General features: G+C 69.8%; 14 protein-coding genes. 6 read left to right on the top strand and 8 right to left on the bottom strand.

Annotated elements, in window-relative coordinates:
• Positions 1 to 127: 127 nt before the first annotated feature.
• From AC27L4_RS09665 to AC27L4_RS09635, 7 genes are all read right to left on the bottom strand, one after another.
• Positions 128 to 1,942: an ABC transporter ATP-binding protein gene (locus AC27L4_RS09665; RefSeq protein ID WP_487141876.1), complete on the bottom strand. Its 1,815-nt coding sequence runs from the start codon at positions 1,940 to 1,942 to the stop codon at positions 128 to 130.
• A gap of 4 nt (positions 1,943 to 1,946) precedes the next feature.
• Positions 1,947 to 2,852, bottom strand: a complete 906-nt coding sequence (locus AC27L4_RS09660; RefSeq protein WP_487141875.1) for an ABC transporter permease — start codon at positions 2,850 to 2,852, stop codon at positions 1,947 to 1,949.
• Between the two features lie 3 nt (positions 2,853 to 2,855).
• A complete protein-coding gene (locus AC27L4_RS09655; RefSeq protein ID WP_487141874.1) occupies positions 2,856 to 3,836 on the bottom strand; it encodes an ABC transporter permease in 981 nt (326 codons plus the stop codon).
• Positions 3,837 to 3,905: 69 nt separating this feature from the next.
• Positions 3,906 to 5,468, bottom strand: a complete 1,563-nt coding sequence (locus tag AC27L4_RS09650) for an ABC transporter substrate-binding protein (protein ID WP_487141873.1) — start codon at positions 5,466 to 5,468, stop codon at positions 3,906 to 3,908.
• Positions 5,469 to 6,128: 660 nt separating this feature from the next.
• Positions 6,129 to 8,555: a GcvT family protein gene (locus AC27L4_RS09645; protein WP_487141872.1), complete on the bottom strand. Its 2,427-nt coding sequence runs from the start codon at positions 8,553 to 8,555 to the stop codon at positions 6,129 to 6,131.
• Between the two features lie 373 nt (positions 8,556 to 8,928).
• Positions 8,929 to 10,104: an MFS transporter gene (locus AC27L4_RS09640; protein ID WP_487141871.1), complete on the bottom strand. Its 1,176-nt coding sequence runs from the start codon at positions 10,102 to 10,104 to the stop codon at positions 8,929 to 8,931.
• A 194-nt stretch (positions 10,105 to 10,298) separates the two neighbouring features.
• Complete coding sequence (locus tag AC27L4_RS09635) at positions 10,299 to 11,849, bottom strand: trimethylamine methyltransferase family protein (protein WP_487141870.1); 1,551 nt, start codon at positions 11,847 to 11,849, stop codon at positions 10,299 to 10,301.
• A 216-nt stretch (positions 11,850 to 12,065) separates the two neighbouring features.
• On the opposite strand from AC27L4_RS09635, the gene AC27L4_RS09630 reads away from it, so the two are divergent.
• The gene (locus AC27L4_RS09630; protein WP_487141869.1) at positions 12,066 to 13,226 is read left to right on the top strand and encodes an iron-containing alcohol dehydrogenase; all 1,161 of its coding nucleotides are present in this window, start codon (positions 12,066 to 12,068) and stop codon (positions 13,224 to 13,226) included.
• A gap of 33 nt (positions 13,227 to 13,259) precedes the next feature.
• Entirely contained in the window at positions 13,260 to 14,369 is a 1,110-nt protein-coding gene (locus AC27L4_RS09625; RefSeq protein WP_487141868.1) for a mandelate racemase/muconate lactonizing enzyme family protein, read from the top strand.
• A 10-nt stretch (positions 14,370 to 14,379) separates the two neighbouring features.
• On the opposite strand, the gene AC27L4_RS09620 is transcribed toward AC27L4_RS09625, so the two are convergent.
• Complete coding sequence (locus AC27L4_RS09620; protein ID WP_487141867.1) at positions 14,380 to 15,282, bottom strand: DMT family transporter; 903 nt, start codon at positions 15,280 to 15,282, stop codon at positions 14,380 to 14,382.
• Positions 15,283 to 15,468: 186 nt separating this feature from the next.
• Here AC27L4_RS09620 and AC27L4_RS09615 point away from each other — a divergent pair, with 186 nt between their 5' ends.
• The 4 genes from AC27L4_RS09615 (at position 15,469) to AC27L4_RS09600 (ending at position 19,703) form a co-directional block, all read left to right on the top strand.
• A complete protein-coding gene (locus AC27L4_RS09615) occupies positions 15,469 to 16,407 on the top strand; it encodes a LysR substrate-binding domain-containing protein (RefSeq protein WP_487141866.1) in 939 nt (312 codons plus the stop codon).
• A 34-nt stretch (positions 16,408 to 16,441) separates the two neighbouring features.
• Positions 16,442 to 17,605, top strand: coding sequence for an MFS transporter (locus AC27L4_RS09610; protein WP_487141865.1), 1,164 nt, complete (start codon positions 16,442 to 16,444; stop codon positions 17,603 to 17,605).
• A 245-nt stretch (positions 17,606 to 17,850) separates the two neighbouring features.
• Positions 17,851 to 18,678 carry a FadR/GntR family transcriptional regulator gene (locus tag AC27L4_RS09605; protein WP_487141864.1) on the top strand — a complete coding sequence of 276 codons (828 nt, stop codon included), beginning with the start codon at positions 17,851 to 17,853 and terminating at the stop codon, positions 18,676 to 18,678.
• Positions 18,679 to 18,716: 38 nt separating this feature from the next.
• Positions 18,717 to 19,703, top strand: a complete 987-nt coding sequence (locus tag AC27L4_RS09600; RefSeq protein WP_487141863.1) for a substrate-binding domain-containing protein — start codon at positions 18,717 to 18,719, stop codon at positions 19,701 to 19,703.
• The last annotated feature ends 23 nt before the right edge of the window (positions 19,704 to 19,726 follow it).

Here is a 19,726-nt window from a genome sequence, read left to right as displayed (position 1 = left end):
TCGGCCTTCAGGGTCTCGTCGACCCGGAAGGTGAACGTCGTTTCGCTCATGGCGCGCGCCATGTGTTCCGTGACGCACGTATCGCAGCGCAGGGCTGCTCGCGCCAGATTCAGCCTGTCGCGGCCCCTCACGCCGCCGCAACTTCGTCCTCTTCCCCGGCGTCGAGCAGGTGGCAGGCGGCGAAGCGGCCGGGCTTGTGCTCGCGCAGGCGCGGCGCCTCGGCGCGGCAGCGGCCGAAGGCCTGCGGGCAGCGCGAGGCGAAGCTGCAGCCGGGCGGGATGTCGATCGGGCTCGGCGGCTCGCCCTCCAGGAGATGGCGGGCGGGGTCGAAGGGCTTGTCCTCCAGGGTCGGCGCCGCCGAGAGCAGCGCCTTGGTGTAGGGGTGCTGCGGCTCGAAGAACAGGTCGTGGTTGTCGGCGATCTCGACCATCTCGCCGAGATACATCACCGCGATCCGGGTGCAGACCTTCCGCACCATGGCGAGGTCGTGGGAGATGAAGACGTAGGTGAGGTCGTTCTTCTCCTGCAACTGCGAGAACAGGTCGATCAGCTTGGCCTGCTCGCCCTGGTCGAGCGCCGAGAGCGTCTCGTCGAGGATCAGCAGCTTCGGCGACAGGATCAGGGCGCGAGCGATCGAGATGCGCTGGCGCTCGCCGGTGGAGAGGGCGTTGGGCAGCTGGTCGTAGAGCGCCTCGGGCAGGCCGACCTCGCGCATGGCCGCCACCACCCGCCGCCGCAGCTCGGCCTGCTTCAGCCCACCGCGCAGCAGCAGCCCCTCCTCGACCATGCGGCCGACCGTGGTGCGTGGCGGCAGGGCGTTGTAGGGGTCCTGCAGCAGGAGCTGGAACTCGCCGCGCTTGTCGAGGAGCTGGCGCGGGCCGAGGGCGGCCAGCGAGGTGCCGCCGAGCACGATGTCGCCCCGGTCCGGCGCCTCCAGCCAGGCGAGCAGGCGGGTCAGGGTCGACTTGCCGCAGCCGGACTCGCCGACGATGCCGAAATTCTCGCGCGGCAGGATGTCGAAGCTGACGCCGCGCACCGCCTGGATGCGGCGATAGGTGTTGAAGGTGCCGCGCTTGCGCATGAGGTAGGTGCGGTGCGCGTCCCGGATGCTGAGCAGCGGCGCTTCGCCGGCCCTGCGGCGCGACACCGGCTGGTCGCGGGTCGACCAGATGCGCGGCACGTCGGCGATGGCCCGGCGCGTGTAGTCCGACTGCGGTGCCGCAAGGAGATCGGCAAAGGGCTGCTGCTCCACCAGTCGGCCCCGGTGCAGCACGGCGGTGCGGCCGCCGAACTGGCCGAGCGTGGCCAGCGAGGAGGAGAGGTAGATCGTCGCCATGCGGTGGCGCAGGCACAGGGCGTGCAGCAGCGCCACGATCTGCGCGCCGATGGTCACGTCGAGGGGCTGGGTGATGTTGTCGGCGATCAGCACGGCCGGCTCGGCGCAGATGGCGTCGACGATCATGGCGCGCTGCATCATGCCGCCGGAAAAGCGCGAGGGATATTCGAAGAAGCGCTCCTTCGGCGAGGGGATGCGCACTTCGGCCAGGAGCTGGACGACGCGCTCGCGGCATTCGCGCGCGTTCCATTCGGGCCGGACGCTGCGCAGCTTCTCGACGATCTGCACGCCGACCGGCTGGGTCGGGTCGAGCGAGCTCTGCGGCTTGGAGCCGATATAGGCGACGTCGCGGCCGATGCGGCAGGCGCCGCGCTCGCGGATGTCGCGGCCGGCGAAGGCGACGGAGCCGCGCGCCAGGGTCAGGCTCTCGGGCAGCCAGTCGGCCAGGGCCCGGCTGAGCACCGTCTTGCCCGCGCCGCTCTCGCCGTAGATGCCGAAGATCTCGGCGGCGTTGAGGCGCAGGCCGACGCCCTCGATCACCGGCGCCGCGCCGTCCGCCGGGCTCACCGTCAGGTCGCGCGCCTCCAGGATGAGCGAAGCGTCCATCGGGTCAGCCTCCGTAGATCTTGTTGCGGGCCTTCTCCAGCGCCGAGCCCATCAGGTTGATCGAGGTCAGGGCCAGCGCCAGGAACACGCCGGGGCTGGTGGCGATCCACCAGGCATTGATCAGGTATTTGCGGCTGTCGGAGATGATGCTGCCGAAGCTCGGCGTCGGCGGCTGCACGCCGAGGCCGAGGAAGCCGAGGATCGCCTCGAAGATCATCATCCGCGCCACGTCCAGCACGGCGACGAAGGCGATCGGCGGCAGGATGTTGGGCGCCGCGTAGAGCAGCAGGATGCGCCAGTCGCCGGCGCCGAGCACGCGCAGGCCGCGCACGTACTCCTTGCTGCGCTCGGTCACCGCGGCGCTGCGGGCGACGCGCGCATAGAGCGGCCAGCCCGACAGGGCCAGGACGATGATGATGGTCAGCGGCTCGGGCTTGGACACGCCGAGGATGGTGATGGCCAGGATGATCATCGGGATGGAGAGCTGCGCATCGGTGATGCGCATGATGATCGTGTCCCACCAGCCGCCCTTGAAGCCGGCGAGCAGGCCGAGGCCGCAGCCGATGAGAAAGACCAGCACCACCGTGACGATGCCGATCAGCAGCGAGTAGCGCAGGCCGATCAGGCAGCGCATCAGCATGTCGCGGCCGAGCTGGTCGGTGCCGAGGGGATGGACCCAGGTCCATTTCTCGCCGAGGAACAGCGGCGGCAGGAACTTGTCCTTGACCACCATCTTGGTGGCCGAGATCGACGAGATCTCCGGATAGATCGCCGAGGCCAGCAGCAGGCCGACGAAGATGAAGAAGCCGATGCGGAAGCTGACCATGCGCCAGGCCGCCGCCAGGATGCGGCGGTTGACCGAGGCGGTGCGGCCGGCGGCGGGGGCGGTGTCCGCGGTGATCATCGCCATCGGTCAGATCTCCACGCGCGGATCGATGAGATAGGCGACGAGGTCGACCAGGATGTTGATGAAGACGAAGACGGCGGAGGTGGTGATGGCGATGCCCTGGATCACCGGGAAGTCGCGCCCGAGCACCGAGACCACGGTCAGGTTGCCGAGACCGGGATAGTCGAAGATGTATTCGATGACGAGCACCCCGCCGATCAGGGTGGAGAGCTGGATGCCGAGCAGGTTGACCAGCGGCACCGCCGAGTTGCGCAGGGCGTGCGACAGCACGATGCGCCGGCGCGACAGGCCGCGCACCCGCGCCTCGTCGATGAACGGCGCCTGCATGACCTCGCCCAGGGCCGTCGTCAGGGTGCGGATGATGAAGGGGGAAATCTCCACCGCCAGCACGAAGGCCGGCAGCAGCACGTAGGAGAAGCCCTTGTAGCCGAGCGCCGGCACGAGATTCAGCTTCACCGACAGGAACAGGATCAGGACGATCGCCAGCCAGAAGTTCGGGATCGACACGAACAGCGACTGCACGCCGAAGGCGAGCGAATTCTGCCAGCCGTTCTGGTGCAGCCCGCCGGCGACGCCGATGGGAAAGGAGATGAGCAGCGCGAACACCAGGGCGACGCCGGCGAGCTGCAGGGTGAGCGGCAGCCGCTCCAGGATCAGATCGGCGACCGGCGCCATCTCCGCCTTGGTCGGGTCGACATATTGCCCGCCGGCGGCGACGCCGCCGCTGCGCGGCCGGATATAGGACTGGCCGAGGTCACCGCGCGCCAAGGCGGCCATGTAGCGGCCGTACTGCACGATGATCGGGTCGCGCAGGCCCATCTTCCTGGCGACCTCCTCGACCACGTTGTCGGGCGCCATGCCGCCGACGATCAGGCGCACGGGATCGCCGGGCACGACGCGCAGCAGGGTGAAGATGATCAGCGAGGTGATGCCGACGATCAGGATGCCCTGCGCCACCCGCTTGACCAGGAATTCGAGGATCAACATGCAGCCGGACCGTCCCGATCGTCATCCGGAGGGAGGGGAGCCGGCCGGGGCCGGCTCCTGCGACAGGCGTCAGGCGAGCGTCGCCTTGCTCATGTCCTGCATGCCGTTGGGATAGATGTAGAGGCCGTCGAGCTTCTTGTTGTAGGCGTGGATGAAGACCGAGGTGAACAAAGCGAGCGCCGGCGCCTTGCGGGCGAGGGTGGGCAGCGTCTCCTCCTGCAGGATCTTCTTGCGCTCCTCGATCGACCCGGCATTGCGCTCCTTGTCCAGCACCGCGTCGATCTCCGGGTCGACGATGCCGGTGATGCGTTTGGACGAGGAGTGGAAGTGGGTGCGGATGACCAGATCCGGCTCGGGCGAGCCGGTGCACCAGCCGCAATCGATCATGTGGCCTTCGCCGCCGCCGGGCTTGTCGTAGAGCAGGTTGCCCCAGGCCGCGACCTCGAGGGTCTGCAGGTTCACCTTGAAGCCCTGCTCCTGCAGCATGCCGGTGATCAGCTCGGCATATTCCTTGGTCTTGGGATAGAAGCCGACCGAGGAATAGTAGGTCAGCTCCGGCAGGCCCTCGCCCTTGGGGAAGCCGGCCTCGGCCAGCAGGGCCTGCGCCTTCTCCGGATCGAACTCGGGATAGTCCGCCACCTCGACGTAGCCGAACTTCACCGGCGAGATATGCGCCTTGGAGGCGGTGCCGGAGACGCCGAGCACCTCGAGGACCTGGGCGCGGTCGATCGAATGGCAGGCGGCCAGACGGATGCGCGGGTCGTCGAACGGCTTCTTGGAGCAGCGGAAGAACAGATACTTGTTCTCCACCGAGACCGCCTTGTGGATGGCGAACTTGTCGTCCTTGCCGATGGTCTCGACCTGCTCCTGCTCCAGGCGCTCGATGATGTCGGCCTCGCCGTTGAGCAGCGAGAGGGTGCGCGTGGTCGTGTCGCCGACGAAGCGGTATTCGAGGCCCGGGATCTTCGGCGCGCCGAGGAAGAAGTCGGGATTGGCGGCGAGCACCGTGGTGTCGCCCTTCTGGTCGACATACTTGAACGGGCCGGTGCCGTTCATCCGCGCCGAGAGCTGGGCCTTGTTGGCGATGTCCTTGGCCGACATGATCGGCAGGAAGGAGGAGAGGTAATAATAGAGGCCGGCGGGATAGCCGTGCGCCTTGGTGTTGATGTTGCAGGTGTGGTCGTCGACGACGTCGACCGTCACCGGGCCGGGATACCATTGGGCCGGCCGGTCGGGCTGCGAGCCGTATTCATAGGTCGCCTTGACGTCGGCGGCGGTGAAGGGCGTTCCGTCATGGAACTTGATGCCCTTGCGCAGCTTCACCTGCAAGGTGTGGATATCGACCGGCGTCAGGGATTCGGCCAGCTCGAACACCAGCTCGTCCGGTTTTTCCGGGCGCATCGGCGCGCGGGTGAGATAGCCGAAGACGAAGCCCTCGACGATCAGCTGGCCGAGATTGGTGTGAGTGGTCGGATCCCAGTTGCCGGTCAGCGCCTCGGCGCCGAGAAAGCGCAGCGTCCGTCCCTCGGCCGCGAAGGCGGAGTTGACGAGGAAGTCGGGGTTGACCCGGCCGAAGCCGTAGGCGCCGGCACCCGCCAGCGCTCCCAGCATGAGGTCTCTCCGATTGATCATCTGTCGGTCCCTTGCCTGGATGGTCGGGAGATTGCTCTTGACTCCCCGGATGCGAGCCGGCGTCGGACCGCGGCGAGGCCGCGCAGCGATCGAGTCCTGCCACCGTCTCCCTCGGCGAGCTTGGGAAACTCTAGAACAGATGCGACCGGCGCCTGATACCTGCCGCTCCACGATTCCGTTGCTGACGGTCTTTGCGCCGGGAGCCCATCATGGGCCCTCGCCTGTGCCGTAGGCATGCGCCGGGCGGTTCGATCCCGATGGCATCTCTCAGCACGGCGACATGACGGCGCACACCGAGCTATGCGTCCGATCGATCGGCTCGAATGCGGTGTGCCACAGCCTGGGGATCCGATGGAGCTTCCTCATCGCCGGGACAGCGGCTGGATGCAGCCCTGCCTGGAAGCGTTGCAGCATCTGCTCCGATCCAACAGCGAGGAAAAGTCAGGCCGGGCGGATGCGGCGGCAATCGAGCCCGGATACCTCACCCAGGCGGGTGCGTCCCCGCCGACGTCAAGCCCCGCTGTCTTGCCGCAGCCGGCCGATGTCGCGAGGCCGAAGGACATGGCCGGGACGACCGGCGCTGTTGTCTCCCGGCGACGCGCATTGGCGCACGGCGAATGGGCGCCGCGCAGCTGCGATGCCGCCGGTCGACGTCCGCCGCTACCCGCGCATGCGCGCGCCCTTCGGGTCGAACAGCGGCTCGATCGCCATGCGGGCCGGGCGGCGGTCGCCGATGATCTCGATCTCGTAGGCGGCGGCAGGGTCGAAGGCAGCGGCCTTGACGTAGCCGAGGGCGACGGAGGCCTCGGACCAATGGGCATAGCCGCCCGAGGTCACCCAGCCGACCACCGCGCCGTCCCGCCAGATCGGCTCGTCGCCGATCACGTCGGCGTCGAGCGCTTCGACCACGAAGGTGGCGAGGCGCTGGGTCGGGCCCTTGTCACGGGCGCGCAGCATGGCGTCGCGGCCGACGAAGGCCGGCTTCTGGGTCGAGACGAAGCGCTCCAGCCCGGCTTCCCAGGGCGTGTAGATCGGCCGGTACTCGCGCGACCAGGAGCCGAAGCTTTTCTCCAGCCGCAGCGCGTTCAGCGCCCGGCCGCCGAACGGCCGCAGATCGAGATCCGCGCCGGTCTGCGCGAGCAGGTCGAACAGGGCGCGCTGGTGCTCGGGTCGCACCCAGATCTCGTAGCCGAGGTCGCCGGTATAGGTGACGCGCCCGACCCGCGCCGGGATCGGGCCGACATCGAAGCGGTCGATCGCCATGAAGGGGAAGGCGGCGTTGGAGACGTCGCGGCCGGCGAGGCGCGACAGCAGCTCGCGCGACTTCGGCCCGGCGATCTGCAGGCCGACGAGGTCGAGGCCGAGGCTGCGCACGGCGACGCCGCTCGCCGGCAGGCGGGCGAGGAACCAGCGCATGTGGTACTGCTCGGCCAGGCCCGAGCCGAGGATCAGGAAGCGGTCGGCCGCCTCGCGGGCCAGGGTGAAGTCGCCGATCAGCATGCCCCTGTCGTTGAGCATCGGCGTCAGCACCATGCGCCCTTCCGCCGGCAGGCGGTTCGGCAGCAGCGTCTCCAGCCAGGCCTCGGCGCCGGGCCCGGTCACCTCGTACTTGGCGAAGTTGGCGATCTCCAGCAGGCCGACGCCCTCGCGCACGGCGCGCGCCTCGGCGCCGACATGGGGGAAGTCGTTGGAGCGGCGGAACGAGAACTCGTCCCGGGCCTCGTCCCGGGACGGCGCGAACCAGAGCGCGTGCTCCAGTCCGGTCATGTCGCCGAACACGGCGTGGCGCTCGGCGAGGCGGTCATAGACCGGGGTGGTGCGGAACGGGCGGGCCGCCGGCAGCTCCTCGTTGGGGAAGCGGATGCGGAAGCGGCGGGCATAGTTCTCGCGCACCTTGGCGTTGGTGTGGCCGAGGGTGGTCCAGTCGCCGTAGCGGGCGACGTCCATGCCCCAGACGTCGAAGCCGGGATCGCCCTCGACCATCCAGTTGGAGAGGGCGAGGCCGACGCCGCCGCCCTGGGAGAAGCCGGCCATGACGCCGCAGGCGACCCAGAAGTTCCTGAGGCCCCGGATCGGCCCGACCAGCGGGTTGCCGTCCGGCGCGAAGGTGAAGGGGCCGTTGATGATCTTGCGGATGCCGGCGCGCTCGAAGGCGGGGAAATGGCGGAAGCCGATCTCCAGCTGCGGACTGATGCGGTCGAGGTCGGGCTCCAGCAGGTTCTGGCCGAAATCCCAGGGCGTGACCGTCTCCGACCAGGGTCTGCAATCGTGCTCGTAGGTGCCGAGCAGCATGCCGCCACGCTCCTGGCGCATGTAGATCTCGCCCTCGAAGTCGAGGGCGGTGATCATCTCCTTGCCGGTCGAGCGGTTGATCTCGGCGACCTCCGGCATGTCCTCGGTGAGAAGGTACATGTGCTCCATGGCCAGCACCGGCAGTTGCAGGCCGACCATGCGGCCGACCTCGCGCGCCCACAGGCCGCCGCAGTTGACCACGTGCTCGGCATGCACCGTGCCCTGCTCGGTGACCACGTCCCAGCTGCCGTCCTCGCGCTGCGCGAGGTCGAGGACGCGGTTGCGCAGCACGATCTCGGCGCCCTTGAGCCGGGCGGAGCGGGCATACGCATGGGTGGTGCCGTAGGGGTCGAGATGGCCCTCGAACGGGTCCCACATCGCGCCGACGAACTCCTTCTCCTCCATCAGCGGCAGGAGCTTCTTGGCCTCGGCGGCAGAGATGATCTCGGTGTGCATGCCGAGATAGCGGCCCTTGGCATGGGCCATCTTCAGCCAGTCCATGCGCTCGCGCGTGCCGGCGAGCATGACGCCGCCGGTGAGATGCAGGCCGCAGCTCTGGCCCGACAGCGCCTCGATCTCCTTGTAGAGCTCGACGGTGTATTGCTGCAGCCTGGCGACGTTGGGGTCGCCGTTGAGCGTGTGGAAGCCGCCCGCCGCATGCCAGGTCGAGCCGGCGGTGAGCTCGGCGCGTTCGATCAGCATCACGTCGGTCCAGCCGGCGCGGGCGAGGTGGTAGAGCACCGAGCAGCCGACCACGCCGCCCCCGATGACGACGACGCGCGCATGGGATTTCATGCCGAAGATCCTCCGGTCGAGGGATGGGGAGAGGAAGGAAGCGGGACGGAGCGCGAAAAACCGTCTCCGCCGAAGGTGGGGAAGGCAGTCCTACGCCCTTCTCGGAACCGCGCGCCGGACCCTGGGGGCGGTTCATCAACGCGGGCGTCACGGCTGGAGTTGATCCGGCCATCCCGAGCGAAATCGAACTCGATTTCGCTGCGAGATCGCTTGCGATCTCGTAAGGGAACGGCGCGATTGGGGCCTATCTTCACCCCATTCCGTGTCGTTGTGTGCGCGTGGATGGCCGGATCAAGTCCGGCCATGACGGTCGAGAGGGCGTGCCGCGGGAGCGGCGAAGCACGTGTTCGCGAACGAGCCCTCGGGCCCCGTGTCAGGCCCCGACGGGCTTCGAGCGGCGCAGCGAGAGGCTGATGCCGATGGCGAGCGCGAACAGCGCCACGAACAGGCCGAAGGAGGCGCCGATCGAGGCGCGAGTGACGATCTCGCCGACGAGATAAGGCGTGGGCAGCCGCGGCAGCGCCGAGGCAAAGGCGACCAGGGCCAGCGAGGCGGACGGGGCGAGCGGCGAGCGGGCGACCGCCATGGCGAAGCCGCAGGGCACCACGCAGGCGGTGCCCAGGCCGACCAGGCCGAAGCCGATGGCGCTGACGGCGAAGGCCGGGCTGACGGTGACGATGACGAAGCCGGCCAGGGCCAGGACCAGCGACAGAACCAGCAGCAGCGGGTCGCCGAGCCGGCGGCGCAGCGGATCCGCCTGGAAACGGATCAGCGCCTGCGCCAGCGCGAACACGGCCGCGCCCGTCCCGGCCCAGGCCGCGAATTCCTGCGCCTGCTCGATCAGGAGCGGCGCCGACCAGGCCGCGGCGGTCATCTCGCCGGCCATGGAGATGCCGACCACGATGCCGAGCAGCACCAGCACCAGCCGACCGCTGCCCCCGGCCGCCGTCACGCCGCGCGGCGGGTCGATGCCCCGCTCGGGCGTGCCGGCGGCAATGCCGCAGGCCGCCAGCGCGAACGCGATCAGGGCGATGACCGAGACCGGCCATGTGCCGAGATTGGCTGCGAGATAGCCGCTGGTGATGGCGCCGATCGCCATGCCGAGCGAGGCGGCGCCGTGCAGGCCGGCGAAGATCGGCCGGCCGAAATCGGCTTCGACCCGGGTGCCCTCGGCGTTCATGGTGAGGTCGACCAGCCCGGCGACGAGGCCGTAGACCGAGAAGGCCGCGAAGAAGGTCTGCGGCGACGGCGCCTGCAGCAGCCCCGCCAGCAGCAGGCCCTGGACCGGCAGCCCGAGCAGCAGGATGCGCCTCAGGGATGCGCGCCGCGCCACCCAGCCGCCGGCGGTCATGCTGACGAGGTAGGCCAGCATGAAGAAGGTCAGGGCGGCGCCGAGCAGCCGCGGCGTCACTCCGGCCTGGCGCGCCACTTCCGGCAGCGAGCTGCCCCACAGGCCGTTGGAGATGCCAAACACCAGGAAGGTGGCGAAGACGGCCGCATGCGCGCCGGGAGCCAGCGCGCGGGCGGGGGACGGGAGGACAAGCGACATGGAAGGAGCCGGACCGAACAGACGCCGAGCCTTCGCCAAGGATCGGGCGGCATCGGACGCCAAGCATTGTCGCAGGGTGAATATGGCGAAACAATGTGACCGCCGGGCGCAATCGCAAACGTTTTGCAGGTGTGGTTTTCCGGCCGCGCCGATCGACGCGGCTCGGACGGATGGCGGCGGCGGGCGGCACCGGCTCAGAAGTCCGTCGGTGCGCCGCCCTCGGCCTTGCGGCGGGCGACGAAGGCGGTCAGCTCCTCGCGGACGGCCGGATCGATCGGCGGCTCCTCGTAGGCTGCGAGCCTGGCCTTGTAGAGTCGGTTGGCCGTGTCGTAGGCGGTGGGCGAGCCGGCCTCGCGCCAGCTCTCGTGGTTGCGCCAGTCGGAGATCATCGGCGCGAAGAACGCCGTGCGGTAGCGCGCCTGGGTGTGGGCGCAGCCGAAGAAATGCCCGCCCGGCCCGACCTCGCGCATGGCTTCGATCGCCAGGTCATCCTCGCCGACGGCCAGCGGCGTCAGGAAGGCGGCGATCATGTCGAGCAGGTCGGCGTCGATCACCATCTTCTCGAAGCTCGCCTGCAGGCCTCCCTCCATCCAGCCGGCGCCGTGCATCAGCAGGTTGACGCCGCCCATCACCGCGCCCCAGAGCGAGAACACGCTCTCATAGGCGGCCTGTGCGTCGATGGTGTTGGCGGCATTGGTGTTGGAGGAGCGGTACGGCAGGCCGTAGCGCCGCGCCAGCTGGCCGCCGACCAGAGCCGCCTTCATCTGCTCGGGCGTGCCGAAGGCCGGCGCGCCGGAGCGCATGTCGACATTGGAGGTGAAGCCGCCATAGACGAAGGGCGAGCCCGGCCGCACCGACTGCGCCACGACCAGGCCGGCGAGCGCCTCGGCATTCTGCTGGGCCACGGCCCCGGCGATGGTCACCGGCGCCATGGCGCCCGCCAGGGTGAAGGGCGTCAGCACCACCACCTGGTTGCGCCGCGCCATCTGGATGATGCCCTCCAGCATCGGGATGTCGAGCTTGAGCGGCGAGTTGGAGTTGATGATGGTGAAGAGCGAGGGCTCGCGCTCCAGCGTCTCGTCGTCGATACCGCGGGCGATGCGCACCATCTCGATGGCGTCGAGGTTGCGCTCCCGGCCCAGCGAATAGGCGTGGATCGCCTTGTCCGACAGGGTCAGCATGTCGAACAGGGCCTCGAGATGGCGCACGGAGGCGTGGATGTCGGCGGGCTCGACGGGATAGCCGCCCCACAGGTGCACGGCGTCGAGCGTCTGGCCGAGCCGGATCAGGTTCTGGTAGTCGCGCTTGTTGCCCGGCCGGCGCCCGCCCTCGCGGTCGCTGACGTTGGGGGCGCTGGCGACCGAGCAGAAGGCGAGATGATCGCCGCCGAGCACGAGATTGCGGCGGGGATTGCGGGCATGCAGCGTGAAGCTCCGCGGTGCCAGGCCGATCTTGGATTCGACCAGGCCGCGGTCGAAGCGCACCCGGTGGGAGCCGGGCTCGACGTCGGCGCCCTCGGCCTTGAGCAGGGCCCTGGCCTCGTCGTGCAGCACGTCGACGCCGATCTCCTCCAGCACCCGCAGCGAGGCGAGGTGGATCGCCTCCAACTCGTCCGCGGAGACGCCGGGCGCCGGCGGGAAGGGGAGGCGCGGCTGCGGCCTGGGAGCCTGCGGCCCGGCGGCGCGGGCCCGCTCCTCCCGGCCGCGACGGCGCGGCCGTTCGCTGGTTTCGGCGGAAAGCTCCATGATCGTCCCCTGCGGCCGGATGCCCCGCCAAGCTAGCGCGCCGGTCCGCCCCTCGCCACGGCGAAACGGCCATATCGGTTTTTTGCATCGGCTCATCGCATAAAGGCAGAGGCGCCGTCCGGCGGCCGGGCTAAAACGGGATGCCGGCCGGCGCATCGCCGCGCGCCAAGCAGGTTCTCTCGAACCTGCTTGCACCCATCTCGGGGGACCACCGTCATGACCCGCTACGTGCACACGAGGGTGCCGCGCATCACCGGCGGCGCCGGAGCGCGCGAGGCCGCCGGAGCCCTGGTTTCGGGCCTGGTCGGGCCGGGCGGCCATGTGGTGCTGGTCGCCGACCCCGGCCTGAAGCCGACCGGGCTGATCGACGACGTCCAGGCCTGCCTCGCCAAGGCCGGGTTCGGCGTCTCGGTGTTCTCCGACTTCGGCGGCGACCCGACCGTGGCGGCCGCCGATGCCGCCGCCTCGCTGGCGCGCCGCAGCCGGGCCCGGGCGGTGGTCTCGCTCGGCGGCGGCTCGGCCCTCGACCTCGGCAAGGTGGTGGCGGCGATCGCGACCACGGCGGCGACGGCGCGCAAGTCGGCCGTCGACTACGAGCTGTGCAAGCGTCCGTTCCCGCGCAAGCGCCTCGCCTCGGTGGTGATCCCGACCACGTCGGGCACCGGCTCGGAGATGACGCGCACCGCCATCCTCACCCGCGCCGACAAGGCCAAGGTCTGGCTGTGGGGCGAGGAGCTGAAGGCGGACGAGGTGATCCTCGACCCGGAGACGACCCTCTCCCTGCCGCCCTTCCTCACCGCGGCGACCGGCATCGACGCGCTGGTGCATGCGCTGGAGGCCTCGACCAACGCCAACGCGACCGAGATCAACAACATCTTCGCCCATGAGGCGATCCGCCTGGTCGCGACCCATCTCGAGCGGGCGGTGGGCGACGGCAAGGACCTCGCCGCCCGTGAGGCGCTGCAGCGGGCGGCGGCGCTCGGCGGCGTCGCCATCGACAATTGCGGCACGGCGGTCGGACACAATATCGGCCATGCCCTGGCCTCGCTGCGGCCGATCCATCACGGCCGCTCGGTGGCGCTCGGCCTGATCGCGACGCTGCCCTGGAACGTCACCGGCGACGACGGCGCCTTCGCCGCCGCGGCGCGGGCGATGGGCGTGACCTCGGCGGCGGCGTTGCCGAAGGCGTTCGAGGCGCTGACCCGGTCGATCGGCCTGCCCGTGTCCCTGGCTCAGGAATTCGCCGGGGTCAGCCCGGAGCGCCTGGCCGAGCAGATGGCACGGCCGGAGAATGCGGCCATGCGCAATTCCAACCGGCGTCCCATTGCCGATACCGACCTCATCGCCTTCGCCCATACCGTGCTGACGCAGGCGTGACCATTGGCGGAACCCGCCGAGACGGAGCGGTCCATGAAGATCACCGGCATCGAGATCACCCATCATCGCCTGCCGCTCGACCCGGCCTTCCATGCCAGCTGGGACACCCAGCCGCGCACGGCCTTCGACGCCACCATCGTGCGGGTCACCACCGACGAGGGGCTCACCGGCGTCGGCTCGGGCGACACCATGACCGGATTCGCCGGGCATGAGCGCTTCTTCATCGGCCAGGATCCGATGGCGATCGAGCGGCACTACCGCATCCTGTCCAACATCCAGTTCCATTACGGCCGCTGCTGGCCGCTCGACCTGGCCTTGTGGGATCTCATCGGCAAGATCACCGGCCAGCCGGTGTGGAAGCTCATCGGCGGTCTTTCCGACCGCATCCCGGCCTATGCCTCGTCCGGCACGCTGCGCCAGCCCGAGGCCCTGGCGGACGCGGCCGAAGCCTATCTGGCGCAGGGCTTCAAGGCTCTGAAGATCCGCTTCCACCGTGGCGACTGGCGCGCCGACATCCGGGCGCTGGAGGCGGTCAGGGCGCGCATCGGCCACAAGCTCGACCTGATGGTCGACTGCAACCAGGGCTGGCGCATGTCGTGGGACGCCTATGCGCCCTGGTCGCTGAAGGATGCGGTGCAGGTGGCGCGCGAATTGGAGCGGCTCGGGGTGTTCTGGATGGAGGAGCCGCTGCACCGGGCCGACCGGGAGGGCATGCGGCGCCTGCGCGAGATGGTCGACATCCGCATTGCCGGCGGCGAGATGACGCGGGAGCTGTCCGAGTTCCGCGACCTCATCGGCGAGGGCTGCCTCGACGTGCTGCAGCCGGACGCGGCCCTGGTCGGCGGCATCACCGGCCTGCGCCGGGTGGCGGCGATGGCGCAGGAGCACAACCTCGTCTTCACGCCCCACACCTGGACCAACGGCATGGGCGTGGTCGCCAACTGCCACCTGACCGCCGGCCTTGCCGATGCGCCCTTCATCGAATTTCCCTACGACCCGCCGGAATGGAGCACCGTACGCCGCGACTTCATGATGGCGGCGCCGCTGGAGGTCGACGCCGAGGGCATGATCGTCCTTTCCGACACGCCGGGCCTGGGCTACCAGCCGGACGAAGCCGTGCTGGCAAGGACGCGGATCGGCTGAGCGCCGGCGTTCAGCCGCCGGCGAGGCGCCGGACCGCGAGCCGGCGCCGTTCCCACCAGATCAGGCCGAGGCTGGAGGCGGCGATGAGCGCGGCGCCGAGCACGACATGCGGCGCCGGCACCTCGGCCCAGATCAGATAGCCATAGAGGAAGGCCCAGGCCAGGCCGGTATATTCGATCGGCGCCAGGGCCGAGGCCGGGGCATGGCGGAAGCCCTCGTAGAGCACGTATTGGCCGAGGGCGCTGACGACGCCGAGGGCGATCATCAGGCCCCAGCCTGCGGCATCCGGCGTACGCCACAGCCACGGCATGGTCGCGGCGCAGACCACGGCGAACAGCACGCTGCTGGCCAGCATCTGGTTCAGCGTCGTCTCGGTGCGGCTGACCAGGCGCACCAGCACCACGCTCCAGGCCCAGCAGAAGGCGGCGAACAGCACCATCGCCGCCGGCGCCAGATCCGGCGCGCCGGCCGGGTTGGCCGCCAGCAGCACGCCGGCGAAGCCGCCGATCACCGACAGCCAGCGCGCCGGGCCGACCCGCTCCTTCAGGACGAGGATCGACAGCACCACCACCAGCATCGGCGCTGCGAAATAGAGCGTGGTGAGCTCGGCCAGGGGCAAGTGCCGCGCCGCCGAGTAGAAGGAGAACCAGGCCGCCAGGATCAGCACGGCGCGCAGGACGAGCGAGCCGCGATTCGGGCTGCGCCAGATCGGCGGATGGCGCTCGCGCCGCACCAGGACGGCGGCGAAGGCGACGATCATCACGCTGCGCACCATGAGGATCTGCGGCACGGCGTAGTCGGCCACCAGCCACTTCACCAGCGCGTCCTGGATGGCGAAGAAGGCATAGCCGAGCCCGGCCAGGGCAATGCCGGTCAGCGGACGTTCGTCGGTGTCTGGCGAAACGCGGAGCACGCGCACCTGCGGGGGAGGGGAATCACCATTGTCCATAGCACGCCACGCCGATGCTTGGCACGCCATGGCGTGAGACGGACTTGCGTCAATCCGACGTCAGTGGCCCTCGCAGCGTCGCACGGCGGACAGGATGCCCGCCGCCGCACGCCATGATGGCCGCAGCCTCCCCTCCTTCCCGAGTCGTCGATGGACAGACGCTGGCTCCCGCTCAACGCCTTGCGCGCCTTCGAGGCCGTGGGTCGCCACGGCAGCTTCACCGCGGCGGCGCAGAGCCTCCTGGTGTCGCAAAGCGCCGTCAGCCGCCACGTCATCGGCCTGGAGGAGTTCCTCGGCGTTGCGCTGTTCGACCGCAAGCCGCCGCAGCCGGTGCCGACCGATGCCGGCCGTCGCCTGCTGCCGGTGGTGGAGAAGGCGCTCGACCGCATCGACGCCACGCTGGAGGAGATCCTGCGCGAGCGCGGCCAGCCGCGCCGCTCGCTGCGCGTGCTGCTGCCGACCACGTTCGCCCAGCGCCTCGCCGTGCCGATCCTGCGCGATTTCCGCGGCGAATTCCCGGATGTTACGCTCGACATCGACACCAGGCCCGTTCCCGGCAGCGCCGAACGCGAGGCCGACATCGCCGTGGTCTACTCGCCGCCGCGCGTCGCTCCGCAGGTGCTCGACCTCCTGTGGATGGTGCGCCTCACCATCCTGTGCCATCCGGCCGTGGCGGCGCGCAAGCCGGCCGATGGCCTCGCCGCCTTCGTTGCCGCCAACGACCTGCTGCATGTCAAGGTCGACGGCCGGCCGCCGCGCTTCCTGTGGGAGACGTTCGCCCGCACCGCCGGCATCGCCTCGACCCAGGTCGACCGCGGCCTCCTGTTCGACACGGCCCAGCTGGCGGTGCAATACGCGCTTTCGGGCGAAGGCCTCGCCCTGGTCGACCCCGTGCTGTTCCAGGACGAGATCGCGGCGGGGCGGCTGGTGCGTCCGTTCGAGATCGACGTGGACGACGGCTACGGCTACTACCTCGCCATCCATCCCGACGACCTCGACCGGCCGGAGATCTCGCTGTTCCGATCCTGGCTGATCCGCCGCTTTTCCCGCCCCTTCGCCCTGCCCGACGCCCAGCCGAGCACGCGCTGACCTCCCTGCCTCCGTTCCCGCCGAGTATCCCGTCGTGCGCCCCGCCTATGCTTCCATCACCGCCCTGCTGGTCGCCGTGTTCGGCGTGCTCACCGGCAACGGCGCCCTGACCACGCTGCTGCCGGTCCGGGCGCAGATCGAGGGCTTCCTCCCGCTCGACATCGGCCTGATGGGCTCGGCCTATTTCGGCGGCATGCTGGCCGGGGCGACGCTGACGCCATGGCTGGTGCAGCGGCTGGGGCATATCAAGGCCTTCGGCCTGTCCTCGGCGCTGGGCGCCCTGGGTATCCTGGCGCTGGGGCGCTTCGTCGAACCGCTGGCCTGGATCGCCATCCGGGGCCTGTGCGGCTTCTTTCTCGCCGGCATCTACGCCATCGTCGAAAGCTACCTGCAGGGCAAGGCCGAGAACCGCTATCGCGGCCGCCTGCTCGGCATCTATTCGATCACGCAGTATGGCGGCTGGGCGCTGGGCAACCAGGTGATGCGGCTGGGCGAGCCGACCTCCTTCGCCCTGTTCGCCATTGCCGCAGCCGTGGTGGCGATCTTCCTCCTGCCGCTGGCGCTGGTGTCGGACGATGCGCCGACGCCGGGCGCCGCGCCGGCGCGCATGAACCTCGCCTGGCTGTTCCGCACCTCGCCCGTCGGCTTCGTCAGCGTCATCCTGATCGGCTTCGCCAACGGCCCGTTCTGGTCGCTGACGCCGGTCTACGCCACCGATATCGGCATGAGCAGCATCGCCACCGGCACGCTGATGAGCGCCATCACCATCGGCGCTGCAGCCTTCCAGTTCCCGGTCGGGCGCATTTCCGACGGCACCGACCGGCGCTACGTGCTGATCGGCCTGTGCGTCCTGACGGCGCTGTGCGAGGTCGCGCTGTTCCTGCACGGGCCGGCCCTGGTCGGCTGGCCGCTGACCCTGCTCGGCACGGTGATGGGCGGCATCATCGCCACGCAGTATTACTGCGCCTCGGCCCACACCAACGACCGGACGGGACGCGAGAATGCCGTGGGCGTGTCGGCGGCGCTGCTGTTCCTCTATTGCATCGGGGCGATCCTCGGGCCGGTGACGGCCTCCTGGGCCATGCAGGCCTTCGGCGCCGGCGCGCTGTTCCTGCACAATGCCGGCATCCATCTGGCCATCGCGGTGTTCGTCACCCTGCGCGTCTGGCGCCGGGCGGCGGCCGTGCGGGAAGCCTGACTGCCGGGATCGGTCAGGCCCCGGCCGTCGTCGGCACGCGGACCTGCAGGCGGTGGCGGATCGGCCGCTGCCTGACCGTCCGCGCCCCGCCGACCCCGGATGGTCGCCGATCCTCCGGATCAGCATGCCTCTTGTGGTCGCCGCGGTTCGGCGACCGCCGATGCTCCCCTTGACAGGCTTCGGGAAGCTCGTCTTGATAGGACTGGTCTGCTGTATGGACCACCAGATCAGTTGGCGTTGAAACCATGGCGTCGCGCAGCGACCTTTCCGTCCTCGAATCCGTGCCGGAGTTCCGCCGCGGCGTGGTGCGGCACAGCGTGCGCGACATCGTCGCCGACAAGGTCGCCTCGCTGATCGCCGCCGGCATGCTGCAGGTCGGCGATGTGCTGCCGAGCGAGCGGGATCTGGCCGCCGCCCTGCAGGTCAGCCGCGAGACCGTGCGCGGCGGCATGCAGATCCTGGCGACGCGCGGCATCATCGAGGTCTCGCACGGCGCCCGCACCCGGGTGATCAGCGACGATGTCGGGCCGGTGGCGACGGGCCTGCGCGAGCCCAAGCTGATCAATTCCTACGACATCGAGGCGGTGCAGGCGGCGCGCCTGCTGGTCGAGAGCCAGGTGGTGGCCGAAGCCGCCCGGCGCATCGACGCGGCGACGCTCGCCCTGCTCGACGCCTCGCTGAAGACCCAGCTCGAGGCGCTCGACGATCCCGTGCGCTTCCTGATCTGCGACCGCGAGTTCCACACCGCCATCTACAGGTCCTGCGGCAACCCCCCGCTGGCCGATTTCGTCACCGATCTCTACACCTACATGATGGACCACCGCCGCCGCGCCGTGTCGCGGCCGGGCGCCATCGCGCTGAGCTGCCGCGACCATGCGGTGATCCTCGAGGCGCTGCATGCGCATGATGTCGAGGCCGTCGTGGCCGGCTTCGGCGTGCATCTCGACCGCATCTACACCACCACCCGCTCGATCCTCGAAACCGCGCCTGCGGCCCCCGCGGCCCGGCCGGCGTGGCGCAAGACCGCCCCGCAATGGAACGTCTCCGGCAGAAGGGACGAGGAAGAGACATGACAACCGCGCCGCAACGCCGGCGCCGATAGGAGGAAGCCGTGAAGAGAAGGACTTTCATGCAAGTGGCCGCCGGCGCCGCCCTGGCGACCGGAGCCGCCCCGTTCGGCCTCATGCCGGCGCGCGCCGCCGAGAAGACCATCGTCTACCTGACGCCGGGCCTCGACCTGCCGTTCTGGCGCTACCTGTCCAAGGGCGTGGAGGCTGCGGTCAAGGCGAAGGGCTATGCCTATCAGGCGCTCGATTCCCACAACGACCCGCAGGCCCAGCTGCAGAACGCGCAGGATTCGATCGCCAAGGGCGCGGCCGGCATCGTCATCTCGCCGACCGACTCCTCCACCGCTCCCAGCGTGCTGGCGCTGGCCAAGCAGGCGGGCGTCCCGGTGGTGATCGCCGACATCGGCACCAACAGCGGCGACTACGTCTCCTTCATCATCTCGAACAACTACGAAGGCGCCAAGGGCGTCGGCCTGGCCCTGGCCGAGGCCCTGAAGAAGAAGGGCTGGCAGGACGGCTCGGTCGGCCTGATCACCATCTCCCAGGCCCGCAAGAACGGCCAGGCCCGCACCAAGGGCTTCCGCGACGGCCTGGCCGAGGGCGGCGTCAAGGCCAAGGAGGCGGCGCTGCAGCAGATGCAGGCCTACACCGCCGAGGAGACCTTCAAGTTCACCCAGGACATGCTCACCGCCAACCCCGACATGCGCGGCCTGTTCGTGCAGACCGACGCGCCGGCCATCGGCGCGCTCCGGGCGATCAAGGCGGCGCGCCGCGACGGCGAGATCCTGGTGGCGGCCTTCGACGGCATCCCGGAATTCGTCGATCTCCTGAAGTCCGGCCAGCTGGTCGCCAGCGGCATGCAGCAGCCCTACCTGATGGGCGTCAAGTCGGGCGAGGCCATGGTCAGGCACCTCGCCGGCGAGACCGTCGAGAAGGAGGTCTCGGTGCCGATCCTGGCGGTCAGCAGCCAGAACATCGAGGAGCTCCTGCCCACGGTGAAGCAGACCGTCTTCGCCAACGAGATGGGCTGATCGGCTCCCGCCCGCGTCCCGGC

The sequence above is a fragment of the Labrys sp. Lb11 genome, assembly GCF_057554225.1.
The sequence above is the reverse complement of the archived record's forward strand: the minus strand, read 5'-3'. Positions and strand labels throughout refer to the sequence as shown.

What these genes read in the sequence shown, in the direction of transcription:
- AC27L4_RS09665 (WP_487141876.1), bottom strand. Translation starts at nt 1,942, where the DNA reads ATGGACGCTTCGCTCATCCTGGAGGCGCGCGACCTGACGGTGAGCCCG.
- AC27L4_RS09650 (WP_487141873.1), bottom strand. Translation starts at nt 5,468, where the DNA reads ATGATCAATCGGAGAGACCTCATGCTGGGAGCGCTGGCGGGTGCCGGC.
- AC27L4_RS09605 (WP_487141864.1), top strand. Translation starts at nt 17,851, where the DNA reads ATGGCGTCGCGCAGCGACCTTTCCGTCCTCGAATCCGTGCCGGAGTTC.
- AC27L4_RS09640 (WP_487141871.1), bottom strand. Translation starts at nt 10,104, where the DNA reads ATGTCGCTTGTCCTCCCGTCCCCCGCCCGCGCGCTGGCTCCCGGCGCG.
- AC27L4_RS09660 (WP_487141875.1), bottom strand. Translation starts at nt 2,852, where the DNA reads ATGGCGATGATCACCGCGGACACCGCCCCCGCCGCCGGCCGCACCGCC.
- AC27L4_RS09615 (WP_487141866.1), top strand. Translation starts at nt 15,469, where the DNA reads ATGGACAGACGCTGGCTCCCGCTCAACGCCTTGCGCGCCTTCGAGGCC.
- AC27L4_RS09630 (WP_487141869.1), top strand. Translation starts at nt 12,066, where the DNA reads ATGACCCGCTACGTGCACACGAGGGTGCCGCGCATCACCGGCGGCGCC.
- AC27L4_RS09645 (WP_487141872.1), bottom strand. Translation starts at nt 8,555, where the DNA reads ATGAAATCCCATGCGCGCGTCGTCGTCATCGGGGGCGGCGTGGTCGGC.
- AC27L4_RS09625 (WP_487141868.1), top strand. Translation starts at nt 13,260, where the DNA reads ATGAAGATCACCGGCATCGAGATCACCCATCATCGCCTGCCGCTCGAC.
- AC27L4_RS09635 (WP_487141870.1), bottom strand. Translation starts at nt 11,849, where the DNA reads ATGGAGCTTTCCGCCGAAACCAGCGAACGGCCGCGCCGTCGCGGCCGG.
- AC27L4_RS09655 (WP_487141874.1), bottom strand. Translation starts at nt 3,836, where the DNA reads ATGTTGATCCTCGAATTCCTGGTCAAGCGGGTGGCGCAGGGCATCCTG.